Raw genomic sequence first — 10,645 nt, 5'->3', positions numbered from 1 at the left:
GCGACCGAGCTGCGATCCTGAACAGCCTGGACCTTTGAATGGCAAAGTAAATTCTTTGCCTCCGGCGGAACAAACGAGACAGGGCGTTGTTCGGCCACCGGTATTTTCGATGGGACAGTATGAACACTGTACGGCGGTCCTGAATTACCAGATATTGCTCTGCAGGCCGTCCGACCCCGACCTGCGGCGAAGAGACGTCCGACCTCGAAACCGTGCATAGGTGCCGAGAGGCTGCAGCTCTGCAGACCGTTTTGTCGCGGATTCCCGTTTTTCGCGCACGCGGACGATAATATAATTAACGAGGGGCATATATTCAGCAGATAAAAATGATAGTGAACGCAGAACTGTACGTCAAAGACCTCCCCGGTCAGCTCGTGGGTTCCCTCGAACCGATATCCATGGTCGACGGGAACATCATGGGCGTCGTCCACGACCGCGAGCAGATAGTCAATCACAGGATTTCGCTCAACGTCACTTTCGAGGTCGAGGACACGACGCAGCTCAAAAGACTGGAGGACATATGGAAATCCAGGGACATCATAATATCCAGCATAGGTTCCGTATACAGCACGTTCTCGATGGAATATCTCCTGATAGGGCGTATCACAGCTTCGTACATCGAACAGCTCATGGACGAGGCCTCTCATGCGGTCATGATAGACTCCGTAGACATCCAGTACTCGTCGAAGAACCATGACGAGAAGCGCACAGCGATGATATCTGTGAAGGTACGCGAAGAAAACGACCTCGATAAGTTGGACATGTTCCTAAGGCACGCATGCCGGGAAAGCGCTATCACGTATATCAGGGGGCTTTGATATGCGCATCTTCATAGCCGGATTCGGTACGGTGGGGCAGGGCTTCGCGGAAGTGCTGGAGTCGCGCGAAATGTTCTTCAAGAAACGTTACGGGGAGAATGTGAAGATCGTCGGAGTGATGGATTCCAAAACCTATATCGTCGATCCCGAAGGACTTGCGCCGATGGACCTTGTGTCCAGGAAGATGGAAACGAAGCGGGTCGGCACCAAGACGTACAAGGACGCGCTCGAGATATTGGACTCGGTGGATTATGACATACTTGTCGAGGTCAGCCCCACCAACTACGAGACCGGAGGGCAGGGTCTGAAGAACATCGTCCACGCGCTCGAACACGGCAAGGACGTGATAACCACCAACAAGGGGCCCCTTGCAACGAAGTTCGGGGAACTGATAGCGCTTGCCAGGAAGAACAGGTGCAAGCTGAAGTTCGAGGGTTCCGTAGGCGGCGCAATGCCGATAATCAACCTCTGCCACGACAATCTCGTCGGAGAGAAGATACTATCGATACGCGGCATACTGAACGGTACCTGCAACTATATATTGAGCAAAATGGACAGCGGGCAGCCGTTCGAACAGGCCCTCAAGGAAGCGCAACAGCTCGGCTATGCCGAGGCGGACCCTACAGGAGATGTCGGGGGCTACGACAGCGCATGCAAGGTCGTGATCCTGGCTAACTCTGTCTTCGGCCGCAACGTCACTTTCTCCGATGTTTCGATAACCGGGATAACCGGCATCACGGAAGAGGCCATCACGCTCGCGAAATCGCGCAATATGGTCGTGCGCCTGATAGGAGAAGTTACCGATACCAAGTTAGAGGTGGCACCGAGACTCGTGCCCAGGGGGCACCCGCTTGCTGTCACCGGGACATTGAACGCGGCGCAGATACTCAGCGACCTCGCCGGCCCGATCACCATCACCGGACGCGGGGCCGGACGTCTGGAGACCGCATCGGCGATACTCAGCGACCTGATATCCGTGCTGGACGACAGAGAGGAATGAAATGTCAGTTATCATCTACGACACCACGCTCCGCGACGGCGCACAGAGCGAAGGAATATCTTTCTCGGTGCAGGACAGGGCAGACGTATTGCGCGAGCTGGACGAATTCGGCATAGATTTCGTCGAATGCGGATGGCCCGGGTCCAATCCTATGACGGACGAATTCTTCGCCATAGCGAAGGACATGGACTTGAAGAACACTAAAGTGACGGCCTTCGGGAGCACCCGCAGGCGCGACACCAAGGCCGAGGACGATGCGAACCTGAAGGCCATCGTATCGTCGGGGGCCGGGTGGGCATGCATATTCGGTAAGACCTGGGACTTCCAGGTCGTACATGCGCTCAACACCACTAAGGAGGAGAACCTCGCAATGATCGGCGACAGCGTCAGATTCCTGAAGAGATCAGGGATGCGCGTGATGTTCGATGCCGAGCACTTCTTCGATGGTTTTTATTCCGATCCGGAGTATGCTATGGAGGCGCTCGGGGCCGCAACGGACGCGGGCGCCGAGTGGCTGGTGCTCTGCGATACTAACGGAGGTACGCTTCCGGACCGCGTCACCGATGCCGTGAAGGCGGTGCGCAACAGATACGGCACGGCGGTGGGCATACACTGCCATAATGATTCAGACCTCGCGGTGGCATGCTCCCTGGCGGCCGTGGGGGCAGGGGCGACCATGGTCCAAGGATGCATAAACGGCATCGGCGAGAGGACGGGGAACGCGAACCTCTGTTCGATCATACCCAACCTGATGCTTAAAATGGGGCGCAGCACCAATGTAAAGGACCTTTCGAAGCTTACGGACCTTTCGAAGTTCGTAGGCGAGGTCGCCAACACCGCGCCGTCGCCTTCGCTGCCATATGTAGGGGAGAAGGCATTCGCCCACAAGGGCGGCATGCACGTTTCGGCAATGAAGAAAGATACCAGGACGTATGAGCACATAAAGCCCGAGATCGTGGGAAACAAGCGCAGGGTCCTCATATCCGACCTGTCAGGCAAGGCCAGTATAATGGAGAAGCTGAACGAGCTCGGGATCGGTACAGACGGCAGCGACAGCGGCCTCATAACCGAAACGGTGAAAGAGTTCGAATCCAGAGGATATCAGTTCGAAGGAGCGGACGCAAGCTTCGAACTGCTCGTCAAACGTGTCAGGGGCGATTTCAAACCCTATTTCACGATCGCAGGCTTCAGACTGTTCATAGACGAGGTTGAAAACAGCAGGCTGATCTCCGAGGCCAGCATCAAGGTCAGGAACAGCGACGGAGAGATTGAGCATACCGCATCCGACGGCGATGGTCCGGTCAACGCGATGGATAATGCCCTCAGAAAGGCGCTGTCGAAATTCTACCCCGTACTGAACGGCATACGCCTCTCCGATTACAAGGTCAGGGTGCTGGACGAGAAGGCCGCCACAGCGGCCGCCGTAAGGGTCCTAATACGCTCCACCGACGGCATCGAAAGCTGGACGACCGTAGGTGTCTCCCAGAATGTCATCGAAGCATCGCTGATAGCGCTCGTGGACTCGCTGGAATACGCAATAATGATCAACGAAAGGAAGGCTGTAAAATGAGCAAGACAATAGTCACATTAGTAGGAAGGGACCACGTCGGGATCATAGCCGCCGTGTGCAATTTCTTCGCAGACAACAACATCAACATCCTGGACATAAAGCAGACCACGGTGGGCGATTACATCAACATGATGATGATCGTCGATACAGACCTGTACAGAAAGACTTTCGCCGAACTTTCGGATGGACTAAAGGCAGTGGGTGAAAAGGTCGGATGCATCATTCAGGCCCAGCACGAAGATATCTTCAACATGATGCACAGGATCTGATCGCATGGTCGATTTCGAAGAGATCTTTGAAACCAACTCTATGATCAAAGACGAGAGCCTGGATGTCAGAACGATAACCATGGGCATCAGTCTCATGGACTGCTGCGACCCGGACCTGGACAGGCTTTGCGAAAAGATATACAGAAAGATCACAGAGAAGGCCAGAGATCTTGTTTCCGTCGGCGACGACATTGGCCTCGAGTACGGGATCCCGATAACGAACAAGAGGGTCTCGGTCACCCCCATCTCGATCGTAGGGGCGTGTGCATGCAAGACCCCGGACGACTTCGTGAAGATCGCCGAAGCCCTCGACAGGGCGGCCAAGGATATCGGGATAAACTTCATCGGCGGATACTCCGCACTTGTACAAAAGGGAATGACGAACGCCGACAGGCTGCTCATCAGATCGATACCGAAAGCGCTGTCGTCGACCGAAAGGGTCTGCGGCTCCGTCGCTGCAGGCTCCACGAGGACAGGCATAAACATGGACGCGGTACGGATGATGGGCGACATAATCCTGGAAACGGCAGAGCTCACCAAAGACAGAGACTCGATCGGATGTGCAAAGCTCGTGGTTTTCTGTAATCCGCCCGACGACAACCCGTTCATGGCAGGCGCGTTCCACGGGGTCACCGAGCCGGAGACCGTCATAAACGTTGGCGTATCTGGGCCCGGCGTGGTCAAGACATCCATATCCAAGGTCAGGGGCGAGAGCTTCGAGGTCCTCTGCGAAACCATCAAAAGGACTGCGTTCAAAGTTACAAGGGCAGGACAGCTTGTCGCAAAGGAGGCCTCGGCGAGGCTCGGGGTCCCTTTCGGGATCGTGGACCTCTCTTTGGCCCCCACTCCGGAGATAGGGGATTCCATCGCCGACATAATCGAAGAGATGGGCATCGAAATGACCGGCGCCCCCGGTACGACTGCGGCGCTGGCCATTCTAAATGACCAGGTCAAGAAGGGCGGGGTCATGGCGTCTTCTTACGTCGGAGGGCTGAGCGGGGCGTTCATTCCTGTATCCGAGGACAGTTCGATGGTCCGCGCGGCCGAGTGCGGTGCGCTGTGCATCGAAAAGCTGGAAGCTATGACATGCGTCTGCTCTGTCGGTCTCGATATGGTCGCCATACCGGGCGATACGTCGGCGGAGACCATATCCGGAATAATAGCGGACGAGATGGCCATCGGAATGGTTAACCAGAAAACGACCGCATGCCGCCTCATACCGGTCATCGGAAAGAAGCCGGGAGACCATGCTGAATTCGGAGGACTGCTGGGTTCTGCGCCGATCATGCCCGTAAGCAAGTTCGGTTGCGAAGGATTCGTTAACAGGGGCGGAAGGATACCTGCGCCGATACACAGCTTCAGGAACTGAGGTTCACAATCGATATAACTTCAGATCGCTTTACAGACCCAGATGATCATATACAGCGGCACATTGGCAGATTTCGAGTCTGACGTCGACAGCGGCCTGTTGACGGGAAAGCTGAGCGCCGCCGTGTACGAAAAAATGGGAAGGTCCACACCGCATTCCGAATTCTCCTCTTGGCAGAACTCGTTGAACGATATGTATATCGTCCTCGGAAGATCGGAGGTCCCGAAGGATGCGGGCGTAGCGGTGGAGTACAATATCCCGTACACCGGAAAAAGAGTGGACATGATCATCACCGGCACCGATGACGAAGGCATCGGTTCGGCGGTGGTCATAGAACTCAAGCAATGGACGGTCGCGGAATCCGTTGTGGAGAAAGACGGCATCGTGAGGACCATTCTCGGTGGCTCCATGAACGAAACGACGCACCCCTCTTTTCAGGCTTGGTCTTATGCGCAGGTGATAAGCGATTACAATATCTGTGTCCAGGACGGGCAGTTGAGATTGCGGCCCTGCGCCTATCTCCATAACTATGATATCGGGGAAAGGGACCCTTTGACGGATCCCGCCTATAATTTCTATATGACCCAGGCCCCTTTGTTCGGAATACACGATAAAAACAGGCTCAGAAAGTTTATCCAGACATATATTCGTCACGGCGACAGCGGGAACGTAATAGAGATGATAGACGGCGGAAGGCTGCGCCCGTCAAAATCGCTTCAGGACTGCATAGTTTCTCTTGTGAACGGCAACCGTGAATTCATAATGATAGACGGACAGAAAGTGGCCTTCGAAGAGATACTGGACCAGGCAGAAATGTCGAGGACCGATTCCTCAAAAAGAGTCATTATAGTGGAGGGCGGCCCGGGTACGGGAAAATCGGTCCTTGCAATCAATCTTCTGGCCAAATTAACCGAGAAAGGGGACGTGGCCGCCTATGTGACAAAGAACAGCGCCCCCAGAAACGTCTACTTCCGGAAACTGAGCGAGGGCAAGGGCAACCTATCGCACAGCGTTACAAGCGTGAAAAACATGTTCAAAGGTTCGGGTGCATTCGTCGCCAGCGGTAAGAGCGATTTCAATGTCTTGTTGGTCGATGAATCCCACCGTTTGATGGAAAAATCAGGGATGTTCAAGAACAAAGGAGAGAACCAGATCAAAGAAATCATCGATGCATCCAAATTATCCATTTTCTTCATCGATGAGAGCCAGCGTGTGACTTTAGACGATATAGGCACGGTCGACAATATAGAGAGGTCCGCCCGTTCCTCGGGCGCTCGCGTCAAAAGAATGGAGCTGGATTCGCAGTTTAGGTGCGACGGGTCGGATGGCTATATGGCCTGGGTCGATGAAGTATTAGGGATACGCGAGACCGCTAACTTTGACACCGTTGATGATTTCAAATATGATATCCGGCTGTTCGATGATCCCAACGAGCTCAGACATTACATCGAAGAAAAGAATCTCGCGGCTAACAGGTCGCGCATGGTGGCCGGTTATTGCTGGGATTGGAGATCGGACAAAAAAGACGATCCGGAATACCATGATGTGAGAATACCGAACTTCGAATTCGGAATGAGCTGGAATCTTGGTTCCACCGGCACATGGGCCATAGATGAGGCCTCCATCCACGAAATCGGATGCATTCATACGTGCCAGGGACTTGAATTCGATTATGTCGGAATAATAATCGGAGACGACCTGGCCTACAGGGACGGAAAGGTCGTGACGGACCGCACGAAAAGGGCCAGGACGGACCAGTCGCTACGTGGGCTAAGACAAAAATACCAGAATCCTGAAGAACAGGAGAAAGTGGCCGACCGTATAATACGCAACACTTACCGCACCCTGATGACCCGTGGAATGAAGGGATGCTACATCTACTGCACGGACAAGCCCTTGCAGGAACATTTGAGAATGCGCATAAACAGATTCAAGAAAACAAAATAAAGATATCAATCAGAAGAAAAAAGAAGAGAAAGTTGTTAAGCCCCCTTTTCGGGGGGCAAGATGCTTCTAAGATACGCAAGGTGGGAGCAGAGGGATTTGAACCCCCGTCAGCGGGTTTCCACCACGGGGGGAGCTACCCCCCGCGAAATTATTGAGTCATCGCTCCAGTTATTCATCATAACTTCAGCAACCTCAATTCAATCACGCTCGATAACTGGAGCCCGCCAGTCTGCCAGGTTAGCCTATACTCCCTTGTCAGAATGACTGTGATCACTGCTTGCGCATCTTAGCTGCTCTCTTTCTCCTTCTCATCTTCTTCTTGCGCCATTTCCAACGCTGATTGCCGCGTTTTTTCCAGGCGCGTGAACTTCTTTTCATGTTATTTTCCTTCCTGGACACCTGCCCCGAGGGCGGCATCCTTTGGCGGGCCCGTCGGGAATTTCGGTTCCTTTTTATGAAACTTTCGAACCCGAGGCGTCTGGCTTAGAAGGCCAGCGCTATATCCTGGCTAAGCCACGGGCCCACTCACCCAACAACGCCTTTACTGATTTAAAGGTTTACATAAAGATGATATCGCAACGGCTCTCAGGAAGTATAATCCAGATAGATTCCGTACACGGATCCGTATCCTAGGAAGACGCTCGCTCCCTCTACCAAGCACAGCAATCCGAGGATCATGAGTAACGGCCACCAGTTCAGGATCTTACCGAAAAGACGTATGATCTCCTCGATGAAGTTGGTGATCATATACACTATCGCGCCCGCTACCAGCGCTATGATTATCCTTACGTATCCCGACGCGAGGAACGATATTTCGATACCGTAGACCAGCGTGCCATCCAGTTCGCCCAGCAATATGTAAACGATGACCATCACGAAAAGTGCCAGTATTACCGAGAAATGCACTTCGCGGAACGGCCTGATGATAAGCGCAAAACCACCCACGGCGACGATTATTGCCGTTGAAAGTGCCAGCCCCGACCATGAGACGGCCGCGATATATATCATCGCTACGCCGGCCACCAGCCCCAGGAAAACAGCAAACTTATACTTGGTCGATCCCTCGTCCTTTAGGTACAGATATACGATAAATATCGCAAGCAGACCTCCGATGACGAGGACCAGCTCCGGAGAGTGGTCTTTGATTGATGCTATCATTGCATCGATGTCCATGGACGGTCATATTATCCGGCAGTTATAAGCTTTGAGAGCGCCAGTCATCGCTTTGCATTTTTCGGGCCCGTATGATGAACGGTAGCGAAGAACTGCGGACCTCGTGTTTCGATAAAAAACATGCACATCGCGCAGACGGGGACGGCGATGTGCAACATCAGTGTATGTGTTCAAGTCTTCCGTGGATTGATGCATCTGTTCATTTTGAAGATATTATCGTGACAGGATGGTCGCTTTGGACGGACGTTAGCGGACATATTCGGAGAATGCCAAGGATCTTATGCACGGCGGATGCTGGAACGCCAAATTATTTTCCGGTTTTTTAAATCACCTATAAGGTTTATTAATGAACTAAAATGTACATCAATGTAGTTAAATATATACGTGATGTAGGTTTAAGGTTATTGAAGAAGGGGTAAAGGACCTGTGTTTGCAAAGTCGGATGTCGTCAAGGAAATGATAAAAGTAATCTGTCCCAGCATTGAAGAGATAGGGAAATTGGCCAATAACGGCGCGTATAAAACAGCTCCCGTAAGCACGGAGATTCCGTCGGGCGAGAAGACACCGATCGATATACTTCGCATTCTGAAAAACATCTCGGGCCACTGCTACATATTGGAGTCGGTGGAAAAAGATGCGACATGGGGAAGATACACTTTCCTGGGTTATGATCCCAAGACATCGATAACATGTGTGAACGGAAACATGAAGGTGGATTCACTGTCGTTCAAGACCGACGATCCGGGAAAATATATAAGACAGATATTGAACGAGCATAAGAGTCCGCGTATGGATTATCTTCCTCCCTTTTCAGGGGGATTTGTCGGATACTTCTCATATGATTATCTGAAATATTCCGAACCCGTTTTAAATCTGGATGCTGAAGATACTGAAGGATTCAAAGACGTTGACATAATGCTTTTCGATAAGGTGATCGCCTTCGATAACCTTGACCGCAAGATCGTATTCATCGTGAACATCGATCTTTCTGATGCCGATACGAATTATAACAAAGCCGTTCTGGATCTGCAGCAGATGGTTGACCTCGTTGACAACGGTAAACCGAAAAAGAATGAACCCGGAAAGATGATGACGGAATTGAAACCCCTTTTCGACAAAGAAAGATATTGCGCCATGGTCGAGACAGCAAAACACCACATCAGGGAAGGGGACATATTCCAGATGGTCCTGTCGAATCGTTTGGAGACCGAATATGAAGGAAGTCTTCTAAACACATACTGTGCACTGAGAAAACTCAACCCTTCCCCGTATATGTTCTACTTTTCAGGTTCGGACATGGAAGTGGCCGGTGCATCTCCCGAGACACTGGTGAAACTCAAGGACGGAATATTGCATACGTTCCCTTTGGCGGGTACACGCCCCAGGGGAAAGACGGAAGAGGAAGACAAAGCTCTGGAAATGGATCTCCTGTCTGATACCAAAGAACTTGCAGAACACAATATGCTGGTAGATCTTGGAAGGAACGACGTTGGTAAGATCAGCAAGTTCGGTACGGTTAAAGTGGAGAAATATCACTCCGTGGAGCGTTTTTCCCACGTGATGCACATTGGTTCCACGGTATGCGGAGAAATACGTGACGGTTTTGATGCACTTGACGTACTGGATGCCATATTGCCCGCAGGAACACTTTCCGGAGCGCCCAAGATAAGAGCGTGTCAACTGATAAACGATATTGAGAAAAATAAACGCGGAATATACGGCGGAGCCATAGGATATATTGATTTCACCGGAAATCTGGACACGTGTATCGCAATCAGAATAGCATATAAAAAGAACGGAAAGGTCTTCATAAGAACAGGCGCAGGAATAGTGGCCGACTCGGTACCTGAGAGAGAATATCAGGAATGTATCGACAAAGCTGCGGCAGTGGTAAAAGCTCTCAAGATCTCGGAGGGATCGGAATGATATTGCTTATCGATAATTATGATAGTTTTTCATATAATCTGTATCAGCTGATTGGTTCTATAGACCCTGACATCAAGGTCGTCAGAAATGATAAGATCACACTCGATGAGATCGAGAAAATGAACCCGGATGCAATAGTATTGTCGCCCGGACCGGGAAGACCGGAGGATGCGGGCATATGCGTAGATGCGGTCAGCGCATTCGGAAAGAACATCCCGATATTGGGGGTCTGTCTCGGACATCAGGCCATATGCGAGGCCTACGGCGCAACTGTATCGTACGCAAAAACACAGATGCACGGCAAACAGTCCATAGTGAAATTACACACCGAAAGCCCGATATTCAGAGGATGCCCGGAAAGTGTTCCGGTAGCACGTTATCATTCTCTGGCGGTTGTTCAGGAAACTCTTCCCGCATGTCTCAGAACTATAGCAAAGAGCGAGGACAGAGAAGTCATGGCCGTATGCCACAGAAGTTATGACGTTTATGGGGTCCAGTTCCATCCGGAGTCCATAATGACGCCCGACGGAGAACAGATCATGCGTAATTTCTTCGAAATAATGGGCAGATGAT

10 protein-coding genes and 2 tRNA genes are annotated in these 10,645 nt (G+C 51.8%); 8 read left to right on the top strand and 4 right to left on the bottom strand.

Features of this window, described 5'->3' with window-relative positions; translation table 11 throughout:
* The first annotated feature begins 326 nt into the window (after window positions 1–326).
* From VB016_01120 to VB016_01095, 6 genes are read left to right on the top strand one after another with little or no spacing between them, the layout of a single operon-like run.
* Window positions 327–818, top strand: a complete 492-nt coding sequence (locus VB016_01120; protein ID MEA4977143.1) for a homoserine dehydrogenase — start codon at window positions 327–329, stop codon at window positions 816–818.
* A gap of 1 nt (window position 819) precedes the next feature.
* Complete coding sequence (locus tag VB016_01115; protein ID MEA4977142.1) at window positions 820–1,818, top strand: homoserine dehydrogenase; 999 nt, start codon at window positions 820–822, stop codon at window positions 1,816–1,818.
* Between the two features lies 1 nt (window position 1,819).
* Window positions 1,820–3,388, top strand: a complete 1,569-nt coding sequence (gene cimA / locus VB016_01110) for a citramalate synthase (protein ID MEA4977141.1) — start codon at window positions 1,820–1,822, stop codon at window positions 3,386–3,388.
* Window positions 3,385–3,657: an ACT domain-containing protein gene (locus tag VB016_01105; protein ID MEA4977140.1), complete on the top strand. Its 273-nt coding sequence runs from the start codon at window positions 3,385–3,387 to the stop codon at window positions 3,655–3,657. Before cimA ends, VB016_01105 begins: the two co-directional genes overlap by 4 nt.
* A 4-nt stretch (window positions 3,658–3,661) precedes the next feature.
* Entirely contained in the window at window positions 3,662–5,026 is a 1,365-nt protein-coding gene (locus VB016_01100; protein ID MEA4977139.1) for a PFL family protein, read from the top strand.
* A 42-nt stretch (window positions 5,027–5,068) separates the two neighbouring features.
* The gene (locus tag VB016_01095) at window positions 5,069–6,973 is read left to right on the top strand and encodes a DUF2075 domain-containing protein (GenBank protein MEA4977138.1); all 1,905 of its coding nucleotides are present in this window, start codon (window positions 5,069–5,071) and stop codon (window positions 6,971–6,973) included.
* Window positions 6,974–7,054: 81 nt separating this feature from the next.
* Here the strand turns inward: VB016_01095 and VB016_01090 are convergent.
* From VB016_01090 to VB016_01075, 4 genes are all read right to left on the bottom strand, one after another.
* Window positions 7,055–7,225, bottom strand: a tRNA-Trp gene (locus VB016_01090).
* Between the two features lie 18 nt (window positions 7,226–7,243).
* Entirely contained in the window at window positions 7,244–7,351 is a 108-nt protein-coding gene (locus VB016_01085) for a 50S ribosomal protein L41e (GenBank protein MEA4977137.1), read from the bottom strand.
* 43 nt (window positions 7,352–7,394) lie between these two features.
* Window positions 7,395–7,496, bottom strand: a tRNA-Arg gene (locus VB016_01080).
* 62 nt (window positions 7,497–7,558) lie between these two features.
* On the bottom strand, window positions 7,559–8,146 hold the full coding sequence (locus tag VB016_01075; protein ID MEA4977136.1) for a hypothetical protein: 588 nt from the start codon (window positions 8,144–8,146) through the stop codon (window positions 7,559–7,561).
* Between the two features lie 426 nt (window positions 8,147–8,572).
* Between VB016_01075 and VB016_01070 the strand changes: the two genes are divergently transcribed.
* Together VB016_01070 and VB016_01065 are read left to right on the top strand one after the other, a co-directional pair.
* Entirely contained in the window at window positions 8,573–10,072 is a 1,500-nt protein-coding gene (locus VB016_01070) for an anthranilate synthase component I family protein (protein ID MEA4977135.1), read from the top strand.
* Window positions 10,069–10,644: an aminodeoxychorismate/anthranilate synthase component II gene (locus VB016_01065; protein MEA4977134.1), complete on the top strand. Its 576-nt coding sequence runs from the start codon at window positions 10,069–10,071 to the stop codon at window positions 10,642–10,644. The genes VB016_01070 and VB016_01065 overlap by 4 nt, the downstream gene beginning before the upstream one ends.
* The last annotated feature ends 1 nt before the right edge of the window (window position 10,645 follow it).

This window comes from Methanomassiliicoccaceae archaeon, from assembly GCA_034928305.1.
In the GTDB taxonomy this organism is placed as follows: Archaea; Thermoplasmatota; Thermoplasmata; order Methanomassiliicoccales; family Methanomethylophilaceae; genus VadinCA11.
This window is presented reverse-complemented; position numbering and strand designations above follow the sequence as displayed.